Below are 24521 nucleotides of genomic sequence, written 5' to 3' on the forward strand. Positions count from 1 at the left end.
TCCCTATACGACCAGCTCATCCCACCTGACATCGGAGGGGCTGGCAGGTGGCTAGACTTGGGCGCCGTGGCCGGAAGAATCCCTGATCGAGATGTAGCGGCCATTCGTGAGCGCACATCGATCGAGGACATCGTCGGTGAATACGTTTCGCTGAAGCGCGCGGGCGGCGACTCGATGAAGGGCTTGTGCCCATTCCACGACGAGAAATCGCCGTCGTTCCACGTGCGCCCGAATCATGGTCACTATCACTGCTTCGGCTGCGGTGAAGGCGGCGACGTCTATTCGTTCCTGCAGAAGATCGAGCACATCAGTTTCGTCGAAGCAGTCGAGCAGCTTGCCGATCGCTTCGGGTACACCATCTCCTACGAAGGCGGCGGCACCTCCGTTCAGCGCGATCGCGGCACTCGGTCACGGTTGGTGGCGGCCAATGCTGCCGCGCAGGAGTTCTACGCGCTCCGGCTCAACGGGCCGGACGCCGAGACGGCCCGCAACTACCTGACCGAGCGCAAGTTCGACGCCGTTGCAGCCGCGCAGTTCGGTTGCGGCTATGCGCCCGAAGGGTGGGACACGCTCACCAAGCACTTGCTGAACAAGGGGTTCGAGTTCAAGGAACTCGAAGCTGCGGGCCTGTCCCGTCAGGGCAAACGCGGTCCGATCGATCGTTTCCATCGCAGGCTGCTGTGGCCGATCCGCAATCTCAGTGGTGACGTGATCGGGTTCGGTGCACGGAAACTGTTCGACGACGACACCATGCCGGGCAAGTACATCAACACCCCGGAAACTGTGCTGTACAAGAAGTCTCAGGTGTTGTTCGGACTCGACCACGCCAAGCGCGACATCGCGAAGGGTCACCAGGCGGTCATCGTCGAGGGCTACACCGACGTGATGGCCATGCACCTCGCCGGTGTGAAAACCGCTGTGGCGTCGTGCGGTACGGCCTTCGGCGAAGAGCACCTCGCGCTGCTGCGCCGACTCCTGATGGACGACAGCTACTTTCGCGGTGAAGTGATTTTCACCTTCGACGGGGACGCCGCGGGTCAGGCGGCAGCGCTGAAGGCGTTCGAGGGCGACCAAAGCGTGGCGGGCAAGACCTTTGTCGCCGTCGCACCCGATGGTCAGGATCCGTGCGAACTTCGTCAGCGCTCCGGGGACGCCGCAGTGCGTGATCTGGTGGCCCGACGCACGCCGATGTTCAAGTTCGCGATCAAAGCCGCACTGGCAGAACACGATCTGGATACCGGCGAAGGCCGCGTCGAAGCACTGCGTCGTACGGTGCCGATGGTTGCGCGGATCAAAGACAAAGCGCTGCGCGACGATTACGCGCGCCAACTTGCGGGCTGGGTCGGCTGGGACGAGATTCCGGCCGTAATCAAGCGAGTGCGTGAGGAAGCATCGCGAAACGGCACCGCGAGTGCCGACAATGGGGGAGCCCGGCGCCTCAAGACGCCGGTGAGTCGTCGGCCCGCTGCGGATGCGCCGCCCGTGGTCGGTCCGCCGCGCCCCGAGCCGTCCGATCCCACGCTGCGTCCGCAACGCAATGCGCTCAAGGCTGTGCTGCAGTATCCGTCGTACGCGGGCACAGTGTTCGATTCGTTGCCACCGGAGACCTTTACCCATCCGGCCTACGCGGCCGTGCGCAACGCGGTGGCGGCGGCCGGCGGCACTGCCGCAGGACTCGGCGGTGGCGAATGGGTGAACGCGGTCGCCGAGAAGGGTGATTCGCCGACGGTCCGATCGTTGGCGATGGAGCTCGCCGTCGAACCTTTGCCCACTTCGGAAGATACAGTGCCGCGCTACATCACCGGCGTGCTCGCGCGGTTGCAGGAAGTGTGGGTGGGGCAACAGGTGGCTGAACTCAAGTCGAAGCTGCAGCGCATCTCACCGGCGGACGAACCCGACGAGTTTCACGCTCTGTTCGGCGACCTGGTCGCGTTGGAGCAGTATCGGCGGAGCCTGTTGGAGCAGGCGATGGGCAACGAGGACTACGGGGTCGCGTAGCTCAGGCTTTTCTGCGGAGCTGATCGTGTGGGACGAAGACGGTGGTCTCGTCGTCGATCGGGCGCATCGGTTCCAGCTTGGGTTGCGTGCTGAGGCTGTCGGAGAGTTTCTGCCTGCCAGCGTCGACGATTTTCCTTGTTGCGGGACTCGTGGCCACCACTTTGGCGGCGCGGCTGATCTGTTCGTATCGGGCGCGACCAGCCTTCGTCCCGAGTACGTAGCCAGCAGCCACTCCGAGCATCAACCGCATCATCTTCTCGACGTTCCTCCCGTTGTGGACCGCTCCCATCCTGCCTGACGCCGCGACGGTCCGTGCAATTTGGGTGGGCCACCGGCCATGCGCTAAAGTTTCCTCCGGCCCATCCGGCAACGGAAGGGTCGCGAGCACAATCCCCTGTAGCTCAATTGGCAGAGCTTCCGACTGTTAATCGGACGGTTGCTGGTTCGAGTCCAGCCGGGGGAGCGTCGCAAACACCCTCTCACCCCACAGCGGGGTGGGAGGGTGTTTTCGTCGGCGCTCTGGTTGTCAACTGTGCGGAATCGCCACACCGATCGATCGCAGAGCACCACAAGTACACCGAACGCGAACCAGGCGAGTGCATAGATCGCTATCACGCGGTCGTTGTCCGGACCATCTGCCCACAGCGGTCCGATCCGAATCGAGCCCTCGAAGACGTGCGCGATCAAGGTGATCAACACGCTGCCGCCCGAGTGAGCGAACAGCCATGCGTAGAAGAAGGTGCAGCCGAATGTTGCGAGCGACTCGATCGGTTGCAGCTCGAACTCATCGATGAAGTACAGCGGGATGTGCCACACCGTCACCAGTACGGCGAGAATCGCGGTTGCCGTGCACCGGGTTCGCCCTACCTCGAGACTCGGTTGCGCCAAGCCGCGAAACGACGGCTCCTCGGCAACTGGCCCGTTGAGCGGGTCGATCATGCGGACAGCGACGACGACGATCACCGAATACCAGGCGTGAAACTGGCCGAACGACGGCGAAGTAGACGCGAAGGCACTGTTCGACGCGATCGTGATCGCCAGTATCGCCACGGGGATACCGATTGCGGCGACGTACCAGATCCAGCCGACTCGCCACCGGACGATCCGAGAACCGAGCTCTCGAAATCCTGCACGTCCGTCCGCGATGCCCATCACGATCAGGGCTGCGATCAACGCTCCCGTGGGGAGGAACGAGCCGAACGGGACCAGTGACCACGAGATTGCGTACGTCAATGCGAAGAACGACACGAGCCGGTGGTCGCGAATCCATGGAGCCACTGCAGACATGGCGCCTCCCAGGGCGTGCTCAGTGTAGGCCGGTCAAGCCGGTTTGCAGAGCTCTAAGCCAAAGCTTATATTTATTAGTGAGAAAAAACTAAAACTAGTATTGACAAGTTGTGTGATCACGCTCACTCTTGTCTGCATGGAAAACAACACGAACTACGACGTCGTGGTCGTCGGGTCGGGCATCGTCGGCCTTGCTCACGCGTATCACGCACTGAGCAGAGGGCTGCGCGTCGCAGTCGTCGATCACGCAGACGGAGTGACCGGAGCATCCGTGCAAAACTTCGGGCACGCGTGCATTACCGCGCAGTCGGGCCCGGCGTTGCGCTACGGGCGGGCGGGACGTGAGCACTGGCTGGACCTCTCGCGCAAAGCGGGTTTCTGGTCTGCACGCTCCGGAACGCTTTGTGTCGCAAGGCATGACGACGAACAAGCCTTGATCGACGAGTTCGCGAGCGAGCGAGGCGCAGGCGAGGTCGAGTTGCTCGACCGAGCGCAGATTCTCGAGCGTCTTCCGATTCGTCCGGACGGTGTGACCGGCGGCATGTACCTGCCGAACGACATCCAGGTCGACCCGCGTACGGCGGCACCGTCGATCGCGCGCTGGTTGGAGTCGTCGGGTGTCGACTTCTACTGGCGAACCGCCGCAACATCTTTCGACTCCGGTGTCGTGCACACGACGAGGGGCGACCTGCGAGCGGGCACCATCTTCGTCACCGTGAACTACGACATCGACCGACTGTTCCCCGAGTACGCCGACCGCGACGATCTGCAGCGCTGCCGTCTGCACATGCTTCGGGCCGAGGCGCCGCTGCGGTTCGCGCTCCCGACACCTCTCTTCACCGGCTGGTCGCTGGTGCGCTACTCCGGCTTCGACAATCTGGCCTCGAAAGACGCTCTGCTGCAACGGCTGCGTTCCGAGTATCCCGACTACGTGGATATCGATCTGCACCAGATGTACACACCGCAGTCCGATGGTTCGATCCTCGTCGGCGACACCCACGCCAAGGATGTGTCCACCTCGCCCTTCCAGTCGGAGAAGGGCTTCGCAGTGCTGATCGCGGAAGCCGAGCACCTGTTCGGAGTCCCGCTCACCGTCACCGAGCGATGGCAGGGCGTCTACTCGTCCGCACCCAACAAGGAATTCCTGATCGAGGAACCGCTCGACGGTGTGCACGTGGTCACCGTGACTACCGGCATCGGCATGACGACGTCCATGGGACTTGCCCTGGAAAGCGTCGATCGCGCGTTCGCGCACAACAACATTCGCGTATCGGCCTGATTCGTGACAACTGATCGAGGAGAACAAATGAGTACGAACAACCATCCCGCGCCGGCCCTCGTCGTATTCGACATGGCAGGCACCACCGTCGAGGACACCGGACTGGTCCAGCGGTCGTTTCTGGCCGCCGACGAGCACGCCGGTCTGTCGACCGACGCGCAAGATCGTGAACGGATGATGCAGTACGTCCACGACACAATGGGTCAGTCGAAGATCGTCGTGTTCCGGCATCTCAGTCGCGGTAACGAAGAGCAGGCGCAGACTGCGAACAAGGCCTTCGAGCGCAGCTACGCACAACTGGTCGAAGACGGAAACTGCAGCCCCATACCCGGTGCTGTCGATGTCATGTCCGCGCTGCGCGACCAGGGTGTGAAGGTCGCGCTCACAACAGGATTCGCATTCGAAACCCAACAGGCGATCCTGGATGCGCTCGGCTGGCAGGGCCTCGCGGACGTCGTCCTGTGTCCTGGCGACGGTATCCGCGGCAGGCCGTACCCGGACATGGCGCTGACCGCGTTGCTGCGCACCGCTACCGACTCTGTGCAGCAGATGGTGGTCGTCGGTGATACATCGTCGGACATCACCACGGGTGTTCGTGCAGGCGCACGCGCATCGGTCGGCGTGCTGACCGGCGCACACGGTGCCGACCAACTCCGAGCGGCCGGGGCAACACACGTCCTGGACAGCGTTGCCGACCTACCCGGTCTGCTGACCGAACTGCACGCCGGCGCATTCAGCGCCGTCTGAATCCGAACAACCAGATCCACCCTGATCCGCCCAACGCCGCCGGCGTGCGGTCGACAGCCCCCACCGACCGCACGCCAGCGATGCCTCGCAACGCAATTCGCGTTCTGCTTCCCCCAATTCGAGCCTTTCGGCCACCCACTCCCGGCTAGGTGCCTACCATGTCGAACACGCTGATGACCCCCCAGACAACCGCCCCGAGCTACGAGCGTTGGCGGCGACAAATATTCGCAATCACCTGGATTGCGTATGCCGGGTTCTATTTCACCCGGCAGACCTTCTCCGTGGCCAAACTGGGAATCCTCGAGGATCCCGTGTTGAGCACCACTCTGACCAAGGGTGCGCTGGCCAACCTCGACGCCGTCTACCTCGCCGCCTATGCGGCAGGCCAGTTCGTATGGGGTTCGGTCTCCGACCGCTACGGGCCACGCATCGTGCTGATCGGTGGCCTTGCGATGTCCGCGATCGCAACGCTCTTCATGGGCCTGTTCCCTGCACTGTTCCTGCTGCTACCTCTGATGATCGTGCAGGGCCTCGCCCAATCCACGGGCTGGTCGGGGACGCTGAAGAACATCGCGCAGTTCTTTTCGATCGGTGAACGCGGACGAGTGCTCGGCCTGTGGAGCACCAACTATGCCTTCGGTGGACTGGTTGCCGCGCCGTTCCTCGGGTGGGTCGCCTACAGCGTGTTCGACAGCTTCCGTGTCGCTTTCTTCACCGGCGCTCTCGTGGTGATCGGCGTACTCGTCCTCGTGCTGCTGTTCCAGCGCAACACCCCCGAAGACGTCGGCTTGCCGTCGATCGAGGACTACCACTCCACCGAAGACCTGCCGCCACTCGACGACGAACCTATCGCCGAATCGGCGACGTCATTGCGCGAAACGTTTTGGGCAGTCCTGCGCGATCGGATGGTGCTGACACTCGGCGCGTCGTACTTCCTGCTCAAGCCCGCTCGGTACGCAATCCTGTTGTGGGGGCCCGTGATGATTGCGGAGCGTCTCCACGATGCCAGCAATTTCGAGGCCATCACGGTCCCCGTCGCCTTCGGCGTGGCAGGTCTCGTCGCACCTGTGCTTATCGGACGCATCTCCGACCTGCTGTTCGATGCCAGGCGGATACCTGCCTGCGTGGTCAGTCTCGCCTCGTTGGTTGTTGCACTCGCTCTCTTCGGACCGATGACCGCAACAGGGAACGTGTGGGTGATGGTCGCCGTACTGGCGGCGATCGGGCTGACGATCTACGGCGCCGACGCCATGATCTCGTGCGTCGCCGCCGTCGACTTCGGCACGTCCAAGCATGCGGGCGCCGCGGCCGGAACGATCAACGGGTTCGGTTCGGTCGGAGCGATCCTCGGCGGCTTGCTTCCGGGCTACTTTGCTACCGAGCAATTGTTCTACGGCTTCGCCGGAGCAGCCTTCATCGCGATGGTGCTGCTGATCCCGCACTGGAATCGGATGCCCGCTGCGGCTTGATGATCCGACTCGCGACGCCGGGATGGCCTTGGTCATCCCGGCGTCGTCAGCTGCTCACGCTGTTGTCGATGCTGTCGCGAGGATCGATGGTGCGCGCGTTTACGATGGAAAAGGCAACTCGGTCCGGTCGGTAGCGATCGTCCGCGAATTCGAATGCCTCACCCAGGTTGTTCCAGGAGGTTCGGCGCTCGCGCAACAACGGGCTGCCGACGTCGATTGCGAGGTTTTCTGCGTCGGCACCGTTGGCTGCGACGGCGTCGAGAACGTGGCGCATCGATTCGAATTGCACACCGCGCGAGCTGAGGAAGTCCGTGATCGAACCGGAGTCCGTGTCGAAATCGAACAGCAACGAGCCAACGCTTTCCGTGTACGTGGTGCGCTCGAGCATGGTCGGCTCATCGTCCAACAAGCGCAATCGAAGTACCTCGACCACGAAGTCGTCGGCGCTGGCGCCCAATGCGGTTCGTGCCGGCTCTGTGACACGACGACGGGAAATCTCGATCGTTCGGCTGCCTGCATCGCGACCGGTGAGCCGGGCCCACTGGGTGAAAGGGGTGAAGGTGTCCAGCGTCTGGGTGACATCGAAGCTGCGGACGATGGCTGGTTTGCCGCGGGATATCGCGACCAGTCCCTCGTTTTTGAGCATCGCCAACGCTTGGCGAACGGGTCCTCGTGAGACGTCGAATTGTGCGCACAATGCGCTCTCGCTCGGCAGGGATTCGCCGACGTTGTAATCGTGGCGCAGAATCCGAAGCCGCAATTCACGCGCGACCACTTCGTAGCGCGGCTCGCTCACGGAATCCTCTCCCTTCGGCAATCTTCTGGTTCCAGCATAAGGTGTGGTGCCGGTCGACATCCGTGTGTGCCGGTCGGTGTCGGAAGATCGACCTGGGGACGGGCGCTGTATTCGGCTTGCTGAGGGTGTTCGACGCCGGGATCCCGTTAGATCCGGTGCACCGCGTCCGCTGGCTTGCAGCCGAACACTCGATAGCCGTTGCCGCCAGTGGACTTCACCGAATACATCGCGCTGTCCGCGTCCTTGATGAGTGCGTGCACGTCGACACGACGGCCGACCGGAACCTGGGCGACGCCGATGCTGGCAGTCATCTCCAGCTGGCCGACACTGAGTTCGAACGGGATGCGCAGCGCATCGATCACTCGTTCGGCGGGTTCCCACGGCGTTGCGAAACCGCAAGTGGCGATGACGAATTCGTCGCCGCCGTAGCGGGCGACGATATCGCCGTCGAGCAGAATGGAGGACAATCGCTGCGCGGTGGCGACCAGCATCTCGTCACCGGCAGGGTGACCGTACTGGTCGTTGACCGCCTTCAGTCGATCGAGATCGACGACCAGGACGTTGAGCGGCGCGGACGAGCCTGCGGCAAGTTGCGCGCACACCGTGTGCAGCAGTGTGCGATTCGCCAGACCCGTGAGCGGGTCGTGTGTCGCCTGATGTCGCAACTGATCCTGCAGAGCCGCGACCTGCTGATCGTGCACCAGCACCGCCGCCTGCAGAATTTCTTCCTGCTGAATCAATGCCCGCTCCTGTACGGCCTCGGCGTACGCCTCCGCCACTTCGCCGATCACGGCGGCCCACCGCTCGCTTCGCGAATTCTGCTGCGCCGCAGTAAGAGCTGCGATGGTATGCGACAGAATTCGAGTGCCGGTAAAGGGTGGTTGAGCCAGTCGCATTCCGACAGGGCGCGCATCCGCTGGACGGAACGGCTCGGTCGTCGCGATTGCCTGCAAGGTCAACAGCAGGCCTTCCAAGAGCACCTGCACATCTGCATGGGACGCGGGAACGTGGCCGGCTCGTCGAATCGATCGTGCCCACAGATGCGCGGTGGCGGCCGTGTCCGATCCTGCGATCGACGACAGCTGTAGCGCATTCCCATGGACGGACATCTGCATCAGGGCTTACGGCCGACCCCGGCGAAACCAGGCACTGCGTTCGACGGCGGCCCCTCCGACCGCCACTGGGTGAGCCCGACAAGACCCGGCGCCACCAGGTCGAAATCGCCGAACAGTGCTTCGACCTGATCGTGCGTGCGCATGGTCATGGGCGTCGGAGTGCGTTTGTAGAGGTCTACGTGTTCTGCTGCGCGTTCCGGTGCGATGTTCGCACCCGCATGCGAGATCGCTAGGTAGCTGCCGGACGCCAGATCGCTGCAGAGGCGTGCGATCAAATCGGCAGGCTTCGCCGAGTCGTCGAGAAAGTGCAGGACCGCGATGATCAGGATTCCGACCGGCTTGGTGAAATCGATTGCAGCTCTGACGTTCTCGTGGTTCGTGATCGATTCCGGATTGCGCAGATCGGCTTGCACGACGACCGTCTCGGTGTGCTCTGCCAGGATTGCTCTGCTGTGCGCGATGGCCACCGGATCGCAGTCGACATATACGACGCGGGCCTCAGGATTCACTTCGCGGGCGACCTCGTGCACGTTGCCCGCGGTCGGTATGCCGGATCCGATATCGATGAATTGATCGATACCTGCTTCGGCAAGGTAGCGGACGGCCCGTCGTAGGAAAGCGCGGTTTTCCTGCATGATCTGCGGCAGCTCGGGCCACATCTCGATCGCGTTTCGGGCGATCTGGCGATCGATGCGGAAATTGTGCGAACCGCCGAGGTAGAAGTCGTAGATCCGCGAGGCGCTAGGCACCGACAGGTCGATTCCGACCGGTGCCCAATTGGGTCGATCCACCCCGACGACCTTTCCCCTGCATCTCGTAGGACCTGCGCGCAATGACGGCAGCGCCCAACCAGAATGCACCCTCGAACGGTTGGCCGCCAGGGATCGGGCGGGGGAGAGGGACCTAACTCCGGCCCGCTACGATCGGTACGCTCGCGATGGCCTCGTCGCGTTTCGGGGGCGGTAGCTCAGTCGGTTAGAGCCGTGGACTCATAATCCATTGGTCGCGGGTTCGAGCCCCGCCCGCCCCACAACGACAACGCGCACCTTCCGTATGCGTCGCGAAACTTGCGACGCGACCGGAAGGTGCGCGTTTTGCGAACTAGCTCAGTACGACGAGTTGACGTTGTCCATCGAGCCGTAGCGGTTGGCTGCGTAGTTGCAGGCGGCGACGATGTTGGCGACCGGGTCGTAGATGTCGTCCGAGGTGCCCGCGATGTGGAAAGCGCGGAAGGTCGGGTCGATGACCTGCAGCAGACCCTTCGACGGGATGCCTGCGGCGGCATTCGAGTCGTAGAGGTTGATGGCCTGCGGGTTGCCGGTCGACTCACGCATGATGTTGCGGTAGATGCCGTCGTAGCTCGCCGGGATGTTGTTGGCGTGCAGGATGTCGATCGCCTGACGGATCCAGCCGTCCAAGTCGTTCGTGTACACCGGGGCAGCAGGCGCGGGGGCCGGCGCAGGCTGGACAACCGGCGCTACGGGCACAATCGGCGCCTGGAACGCCGCAGGCACGGCCGGAGCGGCCGGTGCGGGCGCTGCCGTGGCAGCCATCGGGGAAACTGCGGCATCCGCCGCGTGGGGCTGATCGACGCCGGTATAGGCTATGGTTGCGAACGCGGCAAGGGCGAGGCCCGCAGCGCCTGCAGTGGCGGCGACCGAGGTAGCCGGGGTGGATCGTTTGAACATTCCGGAAATTGCAGCCATGTTGATCAGAACTCCTTAATCAGCTTCGGCCGCGATTCGGCCGGCAACAGGCAGCACTCATCCACCGCGGGCACGCACTAGGGCGCTCGTGGTTGGTCGGTGTGCTGTTGTGGGTGTGGATGTGAAGACGGGATCGTGTGCCCGTCGGCATGACGCGACTCGAGCGACCGCCGGTCAGTTACCGGCTGGGAACTCCGCGTCCGCGACTCGTAAGGCGGAGACAGCGCCGGTAACCTCGGCTCGCTCGAGCGTTGTCCATGCGGGGTAGGTCCGCATAGTCAGCAACAACTCCTCGGTACTCGCCAGACGTTACGTCTGTATCGGTCTGGTAACAGAATGATCGCGGCAGGTTAACGCAAGGTGAACAGAATCTGTCTCAAAGGTGTACTGGGCCTGATTCGGGCATGACTCCCACCTGCTGATTTCCCCGCTCACCAGCGCTTTCTCGAAGATCAGCCACTGTGGCCCGGTTCACACAGAAAATGTCCTCTTCAGCGCGTCAGGTAGACCATTCCGTGACATTGGCGCGATAACGGGCTGTTTTTCGCGGTCCCGCGGGGGCTGCTTTCGCGTCCGATCGAGACCTGTTCGCGCCACGCCGATTTTCGGTGCGGATTTCGTGGCAAAACGTGTTGCGGTGCGGCAGAGTACGAGCCATGACCAGCCCACAGCGTTCGAGCCCCTCGGATATCTTGGCCGCAGCGCAATCCGCGTTGGAGGCCGCGCAGGCGGTTGCGGGCAGTGCCTTCGATACAGCGATTCGGCTGCCACCCGCATCTGCGCAACTAGCTGCAACACTTCCCGGTCTGATCGAAAACCTCGCCGTGTCCATCGAACGGCTCAATCGGACGCTGGATCGAACAGAACGGATGCTCTCGCTCGCCGATCCGATGTTGAACACCCTCGATCGACTGATCCCTCGGCTGGAGCAGTTGATGTCGGTAGGCGACGACATTGTGCGGCAGGTCACCAAGCTGCCTGGCATGGGGACCATCGGTCGCGTCACCGGGCTGACCAGCGACCAGCCTGCCTCGCCACCGTCCGACCCGAAGGATAAGGACACGAAGCGGCGTCGTTAGCTGCCGGGACGGCTACCGACGCGCGTCGATGGTTGCTGTCACGGTCACCAGGTATCGACCGCGCTGACCATTCGACGACAGCCCGTCGATTCCACTGGGCAGCGGTGTCACCGCGTGATCGAGATGCGCCAGGTTGCTGGAACCCCGCTGACTTGCCGATTCAGCGCTGCGGGCGAGCGTTGCGAGCACCTCTGCGACCTCGTTCTCGGAGTGCGCGACGCCCGACGCCGTGAACGTGCGCGCGTCCGACAACGCTGTGACGGTCAGGGTCTCGGACTCCGGGTCCGGCATGGGCGTCGGAGCAGGTCCGGTCAAGCCCGCGTGCGATTCGGACCCTGTGAGTGCAGGCGCGGCCTCGGGCCTGGTCAAGCCATCGAAATGGCTCATCGGTTCGGTGGATCCCACGAGAGTGCGCGCCATCTGCATGGATCGGCGGTAGGTGGTGTTCAATGCGGCGACGACGGCCTCGGTGAGGTCGTCCACCCGGTGGTCGTAGGTGGTCCGATCGGACTTGTCCTCGAGCGGCCACCCGATGCTCGGGCCGCCGAGTTGGGGCCAGGCCGGGCGCAGCTGTAGCCAGGTGCTGAGTTCGGCCGATTCCGACGCGTCCTTCGGACGCCGTCGTCGACCCGAATCCTGTTGTGGCTGTTCGCTGTCCGACCACACGCCCAGCAACAAGTCTGGAAAGCGTTCCTTGTCCCAGACGATGGCACCGACGTTCGCGGCGAGAAATGCGGCCCGACACGCTTGGGCAGCGGTAGAGAGCTGGCCGAGGAATCCCATCGGATCCGCGACGACGACACGGCCCAGCTTGGACCTGTCGATCGTGAACAATTCGGCTGCCATCACTGCTTTCCGATCCGTCGGTCTGATCGATCGATTGAAGTCGGCCAGTAATTTGCAAGGATAACTGTCGGTTACCCACGTTCTCGAAATGCCATGCCGTCAAAGTTTTAACAGTATTTACCTGCGGTGAAATCAGTCGGACGTGCCGGCGGCTCGCAAAGTTGCCGCCGCCTTGAGCACCATTTCGTGAAATTCGTCGCCGGCATCGGAGTCGAGGACGATTGCTCCGCCCGCCCCGACCTGCCACACGCCGCCAGTCGCAACCGCAGTTCTGATGACGATGTTGAGGTCGGCGGTCCCGTTCAGTCCCAGAAAACCTATTGTGCCGGAATAGATTCCACGAGCCTCGGATTCCAGCTCGTCGGTGATCTCCATGGTGCGCAGTTTCGGCGCGCCGGTCATCGACCCGCCGGGGAAACACGCTCGAACGCAATCGATGACGTCGAACTCCGGTCGCAGAGTTCCGCGAATCGTCGATACCAGTTGATGCACTGTCGCATACGTCTCGGTCGCCATGAGGGTGGGTACGTGAACACTGCCGATCTCGCAGACGCGGCCGAGATCGTTGCGCAACAAATCGACGATCATCAGATTTTCGGCGCGCGTTTTGGTGCTCGACGCCAATTCCGCAACCAATTTGGCGTCTTCGGCTGGGGTGGTGCCGCGTCGCGCAGTTCCCTTGATCGGCTTTGTCTCGACGACCCGTTTGCGGTCGATCTTCAGGAATCGCTCGGGCGACGAGCAGGCCACCGAAATGTCGTCGAGATGCAGGAAAGCAGCGTAGGGCGCCGGATTGCAGCGTCTCAGCACCCGATAGAAATCCAATGCGGCACCTGCGACGGGAACGGTGGCGTTGTCCGTCAGGCAGATTTCGTACGACTCGCCCGCGCGCAGGCGCTCCTGGCAGACTGCGATGTCCGCGAGGTACTGCGATCGACCGCGGACGAGGAGCCGTTCGACTTCCGCGTGATCCACGGTTCTGGTCAGCGGTGCGGGATTGGTCCAGTCGGGAACGGTGGTCAATCGCGCGGACGTCTCGGCGATCCACCTGCGGGACTCGACAGCGCCGGCGTGGGTGCCGTCGTCGAGTGCCAGCAGGTAGGTCTTGCCGTCGGTGTGATCGACGACGACCAGCCTGTCGAGAAATATCCAGGTGGCATCCGGGTTTCGCGACCGGTGACGGTTGGGCGAGCCCACGTCGGATTTGAGCTCGTATCCGAAATAGCCTGCGTAACCGCATGCGAAGTCGAACGGCAGAGGGGTGGTCGGCATCGCTCGCACGCGGAGCTGCTCGGACAGATAGTCGAAGATTGTGCCAGGCAAACGAATTCGTTTCCCTGACGCGCGTTCGACGTCGACACCTCGGTCCTCGATGCGGTAGCGCACCACCTCCGAGAGCGGTCCACTCGCGTCGCCGAGAAACGAAAAGCGGTCCAATCCCGGTTCCACGTATTCGCTGTCCAACCAGAGCGCGTGTGCGGAATCCGCGTACAACACGCTGAACGCGCCCTCGGCGTCGACGGCACGATCGAGGACTTCCACATCGAGGCGATACGCCGACTTCGGCGGCGCCCCTTGCGAAACGACCTTGGCGGTGGGCGCGGCTCTATCGGTGGGTGTCAGCGCGGCAAAGTTCCGAAACAGCTGCTCGCCGAACTCGCTCGCGATGGACTCGGGATGAAACTGCACGCCCCACTGCGGTCGAGAGCGGTGCCGCAGGGCCATGATCACGCCGTCCTGCGACCATGCCGTTGCTTCCAGAACATCGGGCAGCGGTTGGTCGGCAGCCAGCGAGTGATAGCGAACGGCGTTGAAGTCCTGCGGAATTCGGTTGAACAAAGCACTGTCAGCGTGCCGGATGCGGTCCACGAACCCGTGGCGTGGTGTCGGAGCGGCGGACACCGTCCCGCCCTCCGACACGACGATGCCCTGATGGCCCAGGCACACGCCGAGCACGGGAATCTGCGCCTCGTGTAACACGGCGGCGGAGACGCCGAAATCGCGACTGCGGCTGGGGTGGCCGGGGCCGGGAGAGATCACCACGTTGTCGAAGTCGTCGAGATGCAGGTCGTCGAACGGCGCGTCGTTGTGCACCACCGTCGGCTCTACGCCGTTCACCACGCTGATCAGTTGGAACAGGTTGTAGGTGAACGAGTCGTAGTTGTCGATCAGCAGCGTTCGCATGCCTCACTCATCTGTTGGGCGTCACGGGCAATTTTCGCAGACCGGGCGGCACAACAGTCGACCTACCCCCGAATAGATTGTCTCGATATCGCCTGCCGGTGGCGGGTTCTTGGTGGCCGGGTGCGTAGCCGAAATCTATTCTGGGCCAATGTCTATCGAGCCGGATACCAAGAACTGGACCTGGGTCCTCGACCGCCCGTGTGCGGAGTGCGGATTCGACGCGTCCACCACCGCCTACGATTCGATTCCAGATCTGTTGCGAGACAACGCAAAATCGTGGTCGGTGGTGCTGGCCCGTTCGGATGTGCGGGAGCGACCCGACGAGTCGACGTGGTCGGCTCTGGAGTACGCAGCTCACGTACGCGACGCCAACGGCATCTTTCGAGATCGACTGGCGCTGATGCTGGCGCAGGACGACCCGCCCTTCGCGAACTGGGATCAGGACGCAACCGCAGTGGAAGGTCGGTACAACGACCTGGATCCCGCCGTGGTCGGGCGTGAACTCGTGTCGTCGACCGACGCTTTGGCGGATGCGTTCGCAGCGGTTCCGGCGGACCTGCGAACGCGGTCGGGTCGTCGCAGCGACGGTTCGTCGTTCACCGTCGAATCGCTGGCGCGGTACTTCGTGCACGACCCGATTCATCACCTTTTCGACGTGTCCGGCTGAGGAAACTCGTTCTAGAACGTGTTCCAGTTCTGCCGTAGTGTGGTTGTGATCACATGGTGACCGACGCATACGAAAGGCTGAAACATCGATGAAAACAAAGGGCGCGGTCCTGTGGGGACTCGGCGAGCAATGGTCGGTCGAGGAGATCGAGATCGGCGATCCTGTTGCCGGTGAAGTGCAGATTCAGCTCGAGGTGGCAGGCATGTGCCACTCCGACCATCACATCGTCACCGGCGCGACGCCGATGCCGTCCTTTCCGGTGATGGGTGGTCACGAGGGTTCGGGCGTCATCACCAAGGTGGGTCCCGAGGTGCACGATCTGGCCGTCGGCGATCACGTCGTACTGTCGTTCATCCCGTCCTGCGGCAAGTGTTACGCCTGTTCGCGCGGCAACCAGGCCCTGTGCGATCTGGGCGCAGGCCTGCTGTCCGGCCTGGCCATCAGCGACGGAACGCACCGGGTGCACGCGCGCGGTAAAGGCGTGATCCCGATGTGCCTGCTCGGTACATTCTCGCCCTACATGACGGTCCACGAAACATCGGTCGTGAAGATCGATCCGACCATCCCGTTCGAGGTCGCGGCGCTCGTCGGCTGCGGCGTTCCGACCGGATTCGGATCGGCGACACACGTCGCCGACACACAGCCGGGCGACACCGTCGTCATCATCGGCATCGGCGGCGTCGGCATGAGTGCGCTGCAGGGTGCCGTGATCTCGGGTGCGAGCAAAGTCGTCGCCATCGATCCGGTGCCCTGGAAGCGTGAGCAGGCCCTGAAGTTCGGTGCCACGCACGCGTTCGAAAGCACGGCGGCCGCAATCGAGCCGCTGCTGAACCTGACCGAAGGTCGAATGGCGGAGAAGACCATCATCACGATCGGTGAGATGAAGGGGGAGATGGTCGAAGAGGCCCTCATCCTCACCGCCAAGGCCGGAACCGTGGTCGTCACCGCGATGGGCAATCTCACCGACTTCGACGTGAAGCTCAACTGCTTCCTGCTGTCGATGCTGCAGAAGACGGTGAAGGGCACGATCTACGGCGGCGGCAATTCACGTCAGGACATTCCGCGCCTGCTCGCGATGTACAAGGCTGGGCAGCTGAATCTGGACGACATGATCACGCGCACGTACTCGCTCGAAGAAGTGAACCAGGGCTACCAGGACATGCTGGACGGCAAGAACATTCGCGGCATCATCAAGTTCACCGACGCAGATCGCTAATTTCGCAACTGCGGCAACTGCTGCGAGAGGACATCGAGCTGGGCCTTCACCTCGGTGAGGTCCGGCCCGTCGTCGTCGGCCAGCGACACTCTGATCGCGACGGCCTGGGCTGCGGCGTTGTCGAACCCGTTGCTCGCTTCGACGACGCGATCCCACAAAGGCTGAACCTGGCGATCGTTGGGGCCATGCGCCCCCGCGGTCGGATCCAGTCGGCGACCGAGCGAGGTCAGCTTGCGGGACTCGACCAACTCGTCGTCGAGGCGTTCGCCGACGTCGGCGAGCCAGCTCTTCACACTCGGATCGTCGGTATCTGCCGACACCGAGTGAAAGCGTTGCACGGCCGTTTCGCAGCGCTGCTGCAGCAGGGCCCATGCGTCGTCGTGCGGGACGGCGCGGGGTGCCGCTTTGGCCTTGACGAAGCCGACCAGTCCGCCCAGCGCCGCGCCGGGCAGAAATCCGCCCAGCGTGCTGATCAACAGCACAGCGAGAATGGTGACCAGTACGCCTCCGTCGTCGGTGGAGATGCCGCCGGTGGCCGCAACCAGCACATAGATCACCAACAGGAATACGAATCCGAGCACGCCGCCCAGTAGCCACGGCCGCGACGTCACCACCCGCCAGTTCATGGCGCTGATGGTATCGGGCGTCGGTAGGGTTGCGACGTGCCCAGCCTCGATCAGATCAGCCAGTGGCCGGTGACGAACGCAGCCGCCGTCGTCGTGACCGAAACCGGGGTGGCGGAGACCTATGGTGACACCGACCGCGTCTTCCCGTTGGCATCGGTGACCAAGCTTCTCGTCGCGTATGGCGTACTCGTCGCCATCGAGGAGGGGGCGGTCGAGCTGGATCAGCCTGCGGGGCCGACCGGGTCGACGGTGCGCCATCTGCTGGCGCACGCGTCGGGGCTCGCATTCGACAGACACACGGTGCAGGCAGATCCCGGAAAGAAGCGAATCTATTCCAGCGCAGGGTTCGAGGTACTCGCGGAATTCGTCGGCGACCAGGCAACCATCGCATTCCCGGACTATCTCGCCGAGGCGGTGTTCGAGCCGCTCGGTATGGCGTCGTCGGAGTTGTCGGGTCCAGCGGGTCACGGAGCCCAGTCGTCGGCGGGGGATTTGGCTCGGTTCGCTGCGGAGTTGGCCAACCCAACCCTGATCTCGCCGGAGACGCATGCAGCAGCAACCACTGTGCAGTTTCCCGGTCTCGACGGCATTCTGCCCGGCTACGGCACTCAACGGCCGAACGACTGGGGGCTCGGGTTCGAACTGCGTGACCACAAGAGCCCACACTGGAGTGGAACGCAGAATTCAGCGCGCACTTTCGGTCATTTCGGGCAGAGCGGCACGTTCCTGTGGGCGGATCCGGACAACCGGGCAGCGTGCGTGGTCCTCACCGACGAAGACTTCGGAGACTGGGCGAAACCGTTGTGGCCGGCGTTGAGCGACAACGTCCTGAAGAACCTGACCAGCTGATACACAACTGACACTGGCGTAACAGGGGCCTCACAAGGCACACTGGTAGATCTAAGCACCGCTGCGGTTGACCGAGGTCGTTGGGGAAGACGTCCCTCGTCGAAGCCGGAGGTGTTTGAGGTGCGCGCTTTGAATCAGTTCGCGGACGCGACGTCGGGTGTTGTCTACATCCACTCGTCGCCTGCCGCGTTGTGCCCACATGTCGAGTGGGCACTCACGTCGGGTCTGGATGCACGAGCCAATCTCAAATGGACAGCGCAACCGGCCACCGACGGGTTGTTGCGCGCCACAAGCAATTGGGTGGGCCCCGTGGGTACCGGGGCGAAGATCGCCAACGCGCTGCGGGCGTGGCCGATGTTGCGATTCGAGGTGACCGAAGATCCCAGCGAAGGCGTGGACGGGGAACGCTTCAGTTTTGTTCCAGGCCTGGGACTCTGGCGTGGCGCCATGAGCGCGAACGGTGACGTGATCGTGGGGGAGATGCGGTTGCGCACGATGTTGGCTGCCGGATCGGAATCCCTGGCCGCCGAGTTGGACACTGCGCTGGGAACGGCTTGGGACGACGCACTGGAGCCCTTCCGCAGCGGTGGCGAAGGCGCCGAAGTGACCTGGTTGCACCGCGCGGTCGGCTGAGGTTTACCGACGCCCTGTGATGGGCACCACAAGGCTGTGAGTACCGATGCCGAGCAACCACAGTCCGACCTGACCGACCAAGCCGATGCCGGTGAAGCGCCGGAGCCGACCGAGGAAATGATCGAAAAGGCCAAGAAGGACATGGAGGGCCTCTCCGAGCAGTACACGCCTGGCGCGCGCAAGACGGTTGCGGTGCCGGGAACCGACGGCACCGTTGCTGGAACGGCGTTCGAAGAGCATGTGAATCAGATGTCGGACGAAGAGAAGGAAAAGGCCGACAAGTCCATGGCCGAGTTCAAGGCCGATCAGGAAGAGCGCTTCCGCGATAAAGAGCCGGAAAGCGACAACAGGGCCGAGTAGCAGACGAAAAGACCCCCGAAGCTGGTGCTTCGAGGGTCTTCTCTTCGAACACGTCTACAGCGGGATGTTCTTGTGCGAACCCCGCCTGGCCGGTGCGGCAGCGAGGGCCGCGGTGATTACGCTGCGAGTCTTGGCGGGCTCGATAACTTCGTCGACCACACCGATTGCCACGGCGCGGCTCACACCGCCTGCGATGGCCTCGTGCTCGGCGGCAAGGCGATCGTGCAGGGCCTGGCGCTCGTCGTCCGGAGCGGCCGCGAGAGCACGCTTGTGCAGGATGCCGACAGCGGCCTTTGCGCCCATCACGGCAACCTCGGCCTCGGGCCAGGCGTAGACGGCCGTTGCGCCGAGTGCGCGAGCATTCATCGCGATGTACGCGCCGCCGTAGATCTTCCGGGTGACCAGTGTGACGCGCGGAACCTTCGCCTCGGCGAATGCGTGCAGCAGCTTGGCGCCGCGTCGAACCACGCCCTCCCACTCCATGCTGACGCCAGGGAGGTAACCCGGCACGTCGACGATGACGACCAGCGGGACACCGAACGCGTCGCACAGCCGCACGAAACGTGCTGCCTTCTCGGCGCTTTCGGAGTTGAGGCAGCCGCCGAGCCGCAGCGGATTGTTGGCAATCACGCCGACCGTGCGGCCACCCATCCGGCCCAGTCCGGTGACGATGCTGCGGGCCCAGCCGCCCTGCATCTCTTCGAAGGACGACTCGCCGTCGACGTTGTCGAGCAGCTCGTGCACGATCGGCTTGACGTCGTAGGCGCGGCGAGCCGATTCGGGCATCAACGCCCGCAGGTCGGTATCGCCGTGCGCGGCCGCGACCAGATCGAATGTGCCCTGCTCGGACAGCATCGAGACCAGTCGGCGCGCGCGGTGCATGGCGTCGGACTCGTCGTCGGCGATGATGTGCGCGACACCGGACTTCTTGAAGTGAGTGTCGGGGCCGCCGAGCGACTCCATGTCGACCTGCTCGCCGGTGACGCTGCGAACCACGTCGGGACCGGTCACGAAGACGCGGCCTTCCGGAGCCATGATCACGATGTCGGTGAGGGCGGGGCCGTAGGCCGCACCGCCTGCTGCGAAGCCGAGGACGACGGAAATTTGGGGGACGAGGCCCGACGCGCGGACCATCGCTTCGAAGACGAGGCCGACGGCGTGGAGTGCTTCGACGCCCTCCGCCAGTCGAGCGCCGCCGGAGTGCCACAGGCCGACGATCGGCAGGGACTGCTCGATCGCGGTGTCGATGGCGAGCACGATGTGCTTGCACCCTTCGACCCCCATGGCGCCGCCCATGACGGTGGCGTCGGAGCAGTAGGCCACGGTCCGGACGCCGTCCACTTCGCCGATCGCGGCGAGCATGCCGGACTTGTCGCGGGGGTGGAGGGTGGTGACGGTTCCCGAGTCGAAGAAACGCTGCAGTCGCAGCATTGGATCGCGTGGATCGGTTGCGGCATCTGGCTTGGTCGCCGGGGCGAAAATAGTCATCGCGTCCTCCTCGAGCATGTGCCCCCTGGTGGAGGGGCGTGGTCCGGGCGGGGTTTCCGTTTGTGTGGTCGCCCCGCCCGGAGCTAGCTGAAGCCGGTTAGTACCGACCGAAGGCGAGCGCGACGTTGTGCCCACCGAATCCGAACGAGTTGTTCAATGCGTACTCGATCTGTCCCTGGCGGGGTTCGCCGTGGACCACATCGAGGTCGATCTCCGGATCCTGATTTTCGAGATTCAGCGTCGGCGGAACGATGCCGTCCCGGATGCTGAGCACGGTGAGCACCGACTCGAGGGCGCCGACGGCACCGATCGAGTGGCCAAGCGCCGACTTGGGCGCGTAGACCGACGCGTGGTTGCCCACAGCGCTGGTGATCGCTTTCGCTTCTGCGCTGTCGCCGATGGGTGTGGCGGTCGCATGGGCGTTGACGTGCGAGATGTCGCTCTTCGACAGGCCTGCGGTCTGCAGGGCCCGTGTCATTGCGCGTGCGGCGCCCGTTCCCTCGGGATCGGGTGCCACCAGGTGGAATCCGTCGGAGGTGATGCCTGCACCCATGATTCTTGCCAGGATGGTTGCACCGCGCGCCTTGGCGTGCTCCTCGGTCTCGATGACCATCAGGGCGCCCGCCTCGCCGAAGACGAATCCGTCGCGGTCCTTGTCGAACGGACGCGAGGCTGCCTTCGGGTCGTCGTTGCGTGTACTCATTGCGCGCATCATCGTGAATGCGGCAATCGGCACGGCGTCGATATGACCCTCGACGCCGCCGGTGACGGCGATGTCGGCGTCACCCATGGCGATCATCCGCCACGCGTTGGCGATGCCTTCCGATCCCGACGAACACGCCGAGACGGGGGTGATGACACCGGCACGAGCCTTGAGTTCCAGACCGACGACCGCCGACGGACCGTTCGGCATCACCATCTGGACTGCCAGTGGTGACACCTTGCGGTAGCCACCGGACTTGAGCGTCTCGGTCGCGTGGATGAGGGCATCGGCGCCGCCGAGGCCAGTGCCGATCGCGACAGCAAGGCGGTCGTGATCGACCTCCGGGCTACCCGCGTTCTTCCATACTTCGCGACCGAGAACCGTGGCCATCCGCTCGACGTAGGACAACCGGCGCAGCTCCACTCGCGTGAGCAGGCTTTCCGGTGTGACCTTGAGGTGTCCGCCGATCTTTACTGGAAGGTCGTACTCCGAGACGAATTCGTCCTCGAGGACATCGATTCCGCTTTCGCCGTTCAGGAGGCCCTTCCACGTTGCGTCGACGTCACCCGCGATAGACGTCGTCGCGGCAACGGCAGTGACGACGATGTTGGGGAAGTTCCCGTTTTTGGTGGAAGGAATGGTCACGGTTTCGCTCACTCGTCCTTTGCGTCGCTCTTGGCGGCTTCGAACTTCGCCTTGAGTGCCTGCGCGGTCTCGGAGTCTTCTGCTTCGAGCTTCTGGACGTAGTTGACGGCGTCGCCGACGGTACGCAGGCTCGCGAGGTCCTCGTCCGGGATCTTGACGTCGTACTTGTCTTCCATCTGCACGGCGATCTCCACCAGAGACAGCGAGTCGATGTCGAGGTCGTCGACGAACGACTTCTCCGGCGTCACCTCGGACGGCTCGATGCCGGTGACCTCTTCGATGATCTCGGCGATGCCGGCGATGATTTCTTCCTGGCTGGTGGCCACTGCGTGGCTCCCTTCTGTGTTGGGTCTATCTATGTGTCGATCTGTGGTGGCCGATAGTTACCGGCCTGGCGCAAGAAATTCGCCGATCTGGCGAACTTGTACCTACGCAGCTGCGGCTGCGCGCGCGGAGCTATCCAGAACCGAGCTCGGACAGTCCGGCGATGTCATCGGGGGTTTTCAACGCCGCGTTGGGCGTTCCCCGCATTTCGCGCTTGGCGATCCCGATCAGGGCGCCTGCCGGTGGAAGCTCTGCGACCGCGGTGACCTGTGCGTTCCGAAGAGATTCGGAACACAGGTCCCACCGCACAGGTCGGGTGACCTGCGCGGCAAGCTTAGTCAGAGCATCCGACCCGGAATCGACGGCCTTGCCGTCGAAGTTGGAGAGCAGGGTGTGCGTCGGGTCGGCGGGCGTGATCTTTGCTGCCGCCGCGGTGACCGCATCCTGCGCTGGTGCCATGAAGGCGGTGTGGAAAGCGCCGGCGACGGGCAGCGCGCGAACGCGGGCCTTCTCCGGCGGGTCGGCTGCCAATTCGGCGAGCGCATCGAGCTTGCCCGCGGCGACGATCTGCCCGACGGCATTGCGGTTGGCCGGAATCAGTTCGAGCTGCTCGAGGCGAGCCAGTACCTCGGCCTCGTCGCCACCGAGTACGGCAGACATGCCTGTCGGTTCCAACGCACACGCCTTGGCCATCTCGGCGCCGCGGATGGCGGCGAGGGTGACAGCTTCGTCAGCGGTGATCACGCCTGCGATTGCGGCCGCGGCAAGTTCGCCGACGGAGTGGCCGGCAACGATCGCGTCAGCGGGGAATAGGCCGCGCTTGTCGATTTCGTCGAAAGCGAGCAGCGCCGCCGCGACGACAAGGGGCTGAGTGACCGACGTGTCGGTGATCTCGTCGGCGGTGGCGGTGGTGCCCAGCCGGACCAGATCGAGGCCGCTGGCCTTCGACCACAACGTCAATCGGTCAGCGGCACCGGGCAACTCCAACCACGGAGTGAGCATGCCTGGAGTCTGGGAGCCCTGTCCCGGGGCAAGGAGCGCAATCACATCCCCTAGGGAACACTGTCGGAGGCCATTCCCGAGATGTCGTTGACCATGAAGGTTTGGAATCCATTTTGTGGGTATCCAACAAAACTGTTCGTGGCCGGCTCCCGATCGGGACATAAGCCGCCGTGGTTAGGTTCCGACTTCCCCGAATGTTGCCGATGTTTCTGTTGGGGTTGGGTGGTGCGATTCGTTACGGTTCTGTGTCAAACGGCCTACCGTAGCCGCGACTCTTAGCACGTAAGCGTCCCGCGGATCCAAAGGATCACGGCCCGTTATCTCGGCGATTCGCTTCAGTCGATAACGCACTGTATTTGGATGAACAAACAGCTGGCGAGCGCAAGTCTCTACTGCGCCACCGCAGTCCAAATAAGCGTCGAGAGTATCCGAGAGTGCTGATCCCGCCGCAGCGAGGGGGTGCACTACTTGACCGTTGAGCGCGCCCACCGCTGCTTTGTCGCCGAGTAGTGCCCGCTCCGGAAGGAGCTCACCCGCGTGGACCGGACGAGGGGCCCCGCGCCACCCTGTCACTGCTTCCATTCCTGCCAACGCCTCGACCGCGCTGGCGTGCGCCGCGCCCAGCGTGCCCGCGGTCGGACCGATGACGACTGGACCGTCGGAGAAGGCTTCGAGAAGATCGGTGACGAAGGCACCCGCGGCGGTCTCGTGCATGTCACCGCTGACCACCGTGACCAAGCGAGTGCCCTGAACGACGGCGAGCGCCGCCCTTCCATGCTTCTGTGCGACCGTGCCGACGACGTAGATTCCTTCGTCCTCGCGGGGCGTGCCGACCAGAACTGTGGCGGGTGCCGTTGCGTCCCAGTTCAGTGTCGCGGCGCGCGAGAGCATGTCGGACCCGGTGTCGCCGCGCACCACCGCGTCGACGACCAACGCTTCGAGCCGGGTGTCCCAGGCGCCGCGCGATTCGGCGGCGCTGGCATAGACGGAGGCGGCGGCGAAACCGAGCTCGCGCCCATAGCGCAGGACGGCCTCGGTCAACGCGACCAGCTGTCGTTCGTTGCGCGCGAGCGCAGGCAGCCACTGCTCGAAGAACTCCATCGCGACGCGCACCATGTCCACGGTCTGCCGCAGCGTGAGCCGTCGGGTCAGATCCTGGGGAATGACCTGAAAGGCGTCCAGGCTGAACCGAATATCGCTCTCCGGGTTCTGCAGCCACTCGAGAAAGTTGACGACAGCCGTCTGCACCAACATCTGCACGCTGGCCCGCTGGTCAGCATCGAGGTCGGAGAAGAACGGCAGCTGATCCTGCATCGACGAGATCGCATCGGTGGAAAGTCGGCCGGAGAACTGCTTGACCCTGCGCAACAGAGTGTCCGGAAGCGGATCGCGCGATTGCCGCGCCGACGACAACGTGGCAGTCGGGAGGTAGACCTCGTGTTCCGATGTCGACGGCTCGACCCTACGAGGAGGCGGCGGTCGCTTTTCCGGCATAAAGGGAA

23 protein-coding genes, 2 tRNA genes and 1 pseudogene are annotated in these 24521 nt (G+C 63.7%); 12 read left to right on the forward strand and 14 right to left on the reverse strand.

What is annotated here, in order from left to right; genetic code table 11:
• The first annotated feature begins 66 nt into the window (after positions 1-66).
• Entirely contained in the window at positions 67-1998 is a 1932-nt protein-coding gene (gene dnaG, locus FOY51_RS11000) for a DNA primase (RefSeq protein WP_149430273.1), read from the forward strand.
• A 1-nt stretch (position 1999) separates the two neighbouring features.
• Here dnaG and FOY51_RS11005 read toward each other — a convergent pair whose 3' ends face one another.
• Complete coding sequence (locus FOY51_RS11005; RefSeq protein WP_149430439.1) at positions 2000-2251, reverse strand: hypothetical protein; 252 nt, start codon at positions 2249-2251, stop codon at positions 2000-2002.
• 137 nt (positions 2252-2388) lie between these two features.
• Between FOY51_RS11005 and FOY51_RS11010 the strand changes: the two genes are divergently transcribed.
• Positions 2389-2461, forward strand: a tRNA-Asn gene (locus tag FOY51_RS11010).
• Between the two features lie 218 nt (positions 2462-2679).
• Here the strand turns inward: FOY51_RS11010 and FOY51_RS27965 are convergent.
• Positions 2680-3285, reverse strand: a pseudogene (locus FOY51_RS27965) (CPBP family glutamic-type intramembrane protease); the annotation flags it as partial.
• Positions 3286-3421: 136 nt separating this feature from the next.
• Between FOY51_RS27965 and FOY51_RS11020 the strand changes: the two are divergent.
• The 3 genes from FOY51_RS11020 to FOY51_RS11030 all read left to right on the forward strand — a co-directional run bounded on the left by FOY51_RS11020 (position 3422) and on the right by FOY51_RS11030 (position 6780).
• Entirely contained in the window at positions 3422-4564 is a 1143-nt protein-coding gene (locus tag FOY51_RS11020; protein ID WP_149430274.1) for a TIGR03364 family FAD-dependent oxidoreductase, read from the forward strand.
• A gap of 27 nt (positions 4565-4591) precedes the next feature.
• Positions 4592-5311, forward strand: a complete 720-nt coding sequence (locus FOY51_RS11025) for a phosphonatase-like hydrolase (RefSeq protein WP_149430275.1) — start codon at positions 4592-4594, stop codon at positions 5309-5311.
• Positions 5312-5469: 158 nt separating this feature from the next.
• On the forward strand, positions 5470-6780 hold the full coding sequence (locus FOY51_RS11030; RefSeq protein ID WP_149430276.1) for an MFS transporter: 1311 nt from the start codon (positions 5470-5472) through the stop codon (positions 6778-6780).
• Between the two features lie 46 nt (positions 6781-6826).
• Here FOY51_RS11030 and FOY51_RS11035 read toward each other — a convergent pair whose 3' ends face one another.
• The 3 genes from FOY51_RS11035 to FOY51_RS11045 all read right to left on the reverse strand — a co-directional run bounded on the left by FOY51_RS11035 (position 6827) and on the right by FOY51_RS11045 (position 9482).
• Positions 6827-7576, reverse strand: a complete 750-nt coding sequence (locus FOY51_RS11035) for a GntR family transcriptional regulator (RefSeq protein WP_235916248.1) — start codon at positions 7574-7576, stop codon at positions 6827-6829.
• Between the two features lie 146 nt (positions 7577-7722).
• On the reverse strand, positions 7723-8685 hold the full coding sequence (locus FOY51_RS11040) for a GGDEF domain-containing protein (protein WP_187776270.1): 963 nt from the start codon (positions 8683-8685) through the stop codon (positions 7723-7725).
• Between the two features lie 5 nt (positions 8686-8690).
• Positions 8691-9482 (reverse strand): SAM-dependent methyltransferase, encoded by a 792-nt coding sequence (locus FOY51_RS11045; protein WP_149430279.1) that lies wholly within the window; start codon positions 9480-9482, stop codon positions 8691-8693.
• Between the two features lie 165 nt (positions 9483-9647).
• On the opposite strand from FOY51_RS11045, the gene FOY51_RS11050 reads away from it, so the two are divergent.
• Positions 9648-9721 (forward strand) — tRNA-Ile (locus FOY51_RS11050).
• Positions 9722-9797: 76 nt separating this feature from the next.
• On the opposite strand, the gene FOY51_RS11055 is transcribed toward FOY51_RS11050, so the two are convergent.
• Positions 9798-10397, reverse strand: a complete 600-nt coding sequence (locus tag FOY51_RS11055; RefSeq protein WP_235916249.1) for a transglycosylase SLT domain-containing protein — start codon at positions 10395-10397, stop codon at positions 9798-9800.
• Between the two features lie 656 nt (positions 10398-11053).
• Between FOY51_RS11055 and FOY51_RS11060 the strand changes: the two genes are divergently transcribed.
• A complete protein-coding gene (locus FOY51_RS11060; protein WP_149430280.1) occupies positions 11054-11476 on the forward strand; it encodes a hypothetical protein in 423 nt (140 codons plus the stop codon).
• Positions 11477-11488: 12 nt separating this feature from the next.
• Here FOY51_RS11060 and FOY51_RS11065 read toward each other — a convergent pair whose 3' ends face one another.
• On the reverse strand, positions 11489-12322 hold the full coding sequence (locus tag FOY51_RS11065; RefSeq protein ID WP_149430281.1) for a hypothetical protein: 834 nt from the start codon (positions 12320-12322) through the stop codon (positions 11489-11491).
• A 132-nt stretch (positions 12323-12454) separates the two neighbouring features.
• A complete protein-coding gene (gene pabB, locus FOY51_RS11070) occupies positions 12455-14506 on the reverse strand; it encodes an aminodeoxychorismate synthase component I (protein WP_149430282.1) in 2052 nt (683 codons plus the stop codon).
• Between the two features lie 148 nt (positions 14507-14654).
• Here pabB and FOY51_RS11075 point away from each other — a divergent pair, with 148 nt between their 5' ends.
• The gene (locus FOY51_RS11075) at positions 14655-15173 is read left to right on the forward strand and encodes a DinB family protein (protein WP_149430283.1); all 519 of its coding nucleotides are present in this window, start codon (positions 14655-14657) and stop codon (positions 15171-15173) included.
• Between the two features lie 88 nt (positions 15174-15261).
• Positions 15262-16389 carry an NDMA-dependent alcohol dehydrogenase gene (locus tag FOY51_RS11080; protein ID WP_149430284.1) on the forward strand — a complete coding sequence of 376 codons (1128 nt, stop codon included), beginning with the start codon at positions 15262-15264 and terminating at the stop codon, positions 16387-16389.
• Here FOY51_RS11080 and FOY51_RS11085 read toward each other — a convergent pair.
• The gene (locus FOY51_RS11085; RefSeq protein WP_149430285.1) at positions 16386-17015 is read right to left on the reverse strand and encodes a YrzE family protein; all 630 of its coding nucleotides are present in this window, start codon (positions 17013-17015) and stop codon (positions 16386-16388) included. The two genes, FOY51_RS11080 and FOY51_RS11085, sit on opposite strands and share 4 nt — an antisense overlap.
• A gap of 36 nt (positions 17016-17051) precedes the next feature.
• Here FOY51_RS11085 and FOY51_RS11090 point away from each other — a divergent pair, with 36 nt between their 5' ends.
• From FOY51_RS11090 to FOY51_RS11100, 3 genes are all read left to right on the forward strand, one after another.
• Complete coding sequence (locus FOY51_RS11090; RefSeq protein ID WP_149430286.1) at positions 17052-17864, forward strand: serine hydrolase domain-containing protein; 813 nt, start codon at positions 17052-17054, stop codon at positions 17862-17864.
• 120 nt (positions 17865-17984) lie between these two features.
• Entirely contained in the window at positions 17985-18497 is a 513-nt protein-coding gene (locus FOY51_RS11095) for a DUF3145 domain-containing protein (RefSeq protein WP_149430287.1), read from the forward strand.
• Positions 18498-18533: 36 nt separating this feature from the next.
• Positions 18534-18857 carry a hypothetical protein gene (locus FOY51_RS11100; RefSeq protein ID WP_149430288.1) on the forward strand — a complete coding sequence of 108 codons (324 nt, stop codon included), beginning with the start codon at positions 18534-18536 and terminating at the stop codon, positions 18855-18857.
• A gap of 54 nt (positions 18858-18911) precedes the next feature.
• On the opposite strand, the gene FOY51_RS11105 is transcribed toward FOY51_RS11100, so the two are convergent.
• From FOY51_RS11105 to FOY51_RS11125, 5 genes are all read right to left on the reverse strand, one after another.
• The gene (locus FOY51_RS11105) at positions 18912-20345 is read right to left on the reverse strand and encodes an acyl-CoA carboxylase subunit beta (RefSeq protein ID WP_149430289.1); all 1434 of its coding nucleotides are present in this window, start codon (positions 20343-20345) and stop codon (positions 18912-18914) included.
• Positions 20346-20442: 97 nt separating this feature from the next.
• Positions 20443-21693, reverse strand: a complete 1251-nt coding sequence (locus tag FOY51_RS11110) for a KasA/KasB family beta-ketoacyl-ACP synthase (protein WP_149430290.1) — start codon at positions 21691-21693, stop codon at positions 20443-20445.
• Between the two features lie 8 nt (positions 21694-21701).
• Complete coding sequence (gene acpM / locus FOY51_RS11115) at positions 21702-22019, reverse strand: meromycolate extension acyl carrier protein AcpM (protein WP_149430291.1); 318 nt, start codon at positions 22017-22019, stop codon at positions 21702-21704.
• Between the two features lie 130 nt (positions 22020-22149).
• Complete coding sequence (locus FOY51_RS11120; RefSeq protein ID WP_149430292.1) at positions 22150-23064, reverse strand: ACP S-malonyltransferase; 915 nt, start codon at positions 23062-23064, stop codon at positions 22150-22152.
• 129 nt (positions 23065-23193) lie between these two features.
• Positions 23194-24513 carry a PucR family transcriptional regulator gene (locus FOY51_RS11125; RefSeq protein WP_149430293.1) on the reverse strand — a complete coding sequence of 440 codons (1320 nt, stop codon included), beginning with the start codon at positions 24511-24513 and terminating at the stop codon, positions 23194-23196.
• Positions 24514-24521 lie beyond the last annotated feature (8 nt).

The sequence above is a fragment of the Antrihabitans cavernicola genome, from assembly GCF_008297975.1.
Classification (GTDB): Bacteria; Actinomycetota; Actinomycetes; order Mycobacteriales; family Mycobacteriaceae; genus Antrihabitans; species Antrihabitans cavernicola.

Coding starts and splice junctions, on each gene's coding strand:
- FOY51_RS11025 (WP_149430275.1), top strand. CDS start 4,592: ATGAGTACGAACAACCATCCCGCGCCGGCCCTCGTCGTATTCGACATG.
- FOY51_RS11055 (WP_235916249.1), bottom strand. CDS start 10,397: ATGGCTGCAATTTCCGGAATGTTCAAACGATCCACCCCGGCTACCTCG.
- FOY51_RS11085 (WP_149430285.1), bottom strand. CDS start 17,015: ATGAACTGGCGGGTGGTGACGTCGCGGCCGTGGCTACTGGGCGGCGTG.
- FOY51_RS11020 (WP_149430274.1), top strand. CDS start 3,422: ATGGAAAACAACACGAACTACGACGTCGTGGTCGTCGGGTCGGGCATC.
- FOY51_RS11060 (WP_149430280.1), top strand. CDS start 11,054: ATGACCAGCCCACAGCGTTCGAGCCCCTCGGATATCTTGGCCGCAGCG.
- pabB (WP_149430282.1), bottom strand. CDS start 14,506: ATGCGAACGCTGCTGATCGACAACTACGACTCGTTCACCTACAACCTG.
- FOY51_RS11030 (WP_149430276.1), top strand. CDS start 5,470: ATGTCGAACACGCTGATGACCCCCCAGACAACCGCCCCGAGCTACGAG.
- FOY51_RS11125 (WP_149430293.1), bottom strand. CDS start 24,513: ATGCCGGAAAAGCGACCGCCGCCTCCTCGTAGGGTCGAGCCGTCGACA.
- FOY51_RS11080 (WP_149430284.1), top strand. CDS start 15,262: ATGAAAACAAAGGGCGCGGTCCTGTGGGGACTCGGCGAGCAATGGTCG.
- FOY51_RS11075 (WP_149430283.1), top strand. CDS start 14,655: ATGTCTATCGAGCCGGATACCAAGAACTGGACCTGGGTCCTCGACCGC.
- FOY51_RS11005 (WP_149430439.1), bottom strand. CDS start 2,251: ATGATGCGGTTGATGCTCGGAGTGGCTGCTGGCTACGTACTCGGGACG.
- FOY51_RS11065 (WP_149430281.1), bottom strand. CDS start 12,322: ATGGCAGCCGAATTGTTCACGATCGACAGGTCCAAGCTGGGCCGTGTC.
- FOY51_RS11040 (WP_187776270.1), bottom strand. CDS start 8,685: ATGTCCGTCCATGGGAATGCGCTACAGCTGTCGTCGATCGCAGGATCG.
- FOY51_RS11105 (WP_149430289.1), bottom strand. CDS start 20,345: ATGACTATTTTCGCCCCGGCGACCAAGCCAGATGCCGCAACCGATCCA.